A 796-nucleotide genomic window follows, 5' to 3' on the forward strand; every position below is an offset into this window, starting at 1 on the left:
ATCTGGGGCATCATCGCCGCGGTCCTGGCCTCCATCGGCCGCAAGGAACTCAAGCAGATCAAGGGCCTGCCCCAAACCGGGGAAACCCTCTCAGAAATTCCCCCAACCCTAAAACCAGGTGAGGTAAACCGATGAGCGAAAACCCTGACGTCATCCGCGCAGACATAGAAGCCACCCGGGCCCGGCTGGGCACCAACGTGGACGCCGTGGCAGACAAGGTCACCCCGTCCAACATCGTCCACCGCCAAACCGACAAAGTGAAGGACGCCGTGACCGGGGTGAAGGAGAAAATCATGGGAGCAGCAGACACCGCCACCACCAAGGTCCACGACACCACCTCCACCGGCGCCGGGCACACCACCAACGCCATGCACTCCGCCGGCGACAGCCTGCACCAGGCACAGGACAGCGTCTCGGCCAAACTCAGCGACGCCGGCCACGCCGTCTCCGCCGCCCCGGACCAGGTCAAAGCCAAAACCGCCGGGAACCCCCTGGCCGCCGGGCTGATCGCGTTCGGCGCCGGTATGCTGGTCTCCTCGCTGATCCCGGCAAGCCAGAAGGAACGCGAAGCCGCGGACCAGCTCAAAACGGCAGCCCAGCCCCTGGCCACCCAGGTCACCGACGCCGCCAAATCCATGGCCCAGGACCTGAAGGAACCAGCCCAGGAAGCCATGGAAAACGTCAAGGCAACCGCCACCGACGCCGCCCAAAACGTCAAAACCGAAGGCCAAATGGCCGCCGCCGACGTCAAGGACCGCGCCACCGACGCCAAAGACAACGTCCAAAACACCTAAAC

The 796-nt window shown here is 64.6% G+C and carries 2 protein-coding genes; both read left to right on the forward strand.

The annotated features are described in order from the left end of the window. A partial coding sequence (locus ACR65K_RS20620; RefSeq protein WP_440154749.1) for a phage holin family protein occupies positions 1-135 on the forward strand: 135 nt, incomplete at its 5' end. Continuing rightward, on the forward strand, positions 132-794 hold the full coding sequence (locus ACR65K_RS20625) for a DUF3618 domain-containing protein (RefSeq protein WP_440154747.1): 663 nt from the start codon (positions 132-134) through the stop codon (positions 792-794). The genes ACR65K_RS20620 and ACR65K_RS20625, both read left to right, overlap by 4 nt. The last annotated feature ends 2 nt before the right edge of the window (positions 795-796 follow it).

The sequence above is a fragment of the Arthrobacter sp. SAFR-179 genome (assembly GCF_059414945.1).

Coding starts and splice junctions, on each gene's coding strand:
- ACR65K_RS20625 (WP_440154747.1), top strand. CDS start 132: ATGAGCGAAAACCCTGACGTCATCCGCGCAGACATAGAAGCCACCCGG.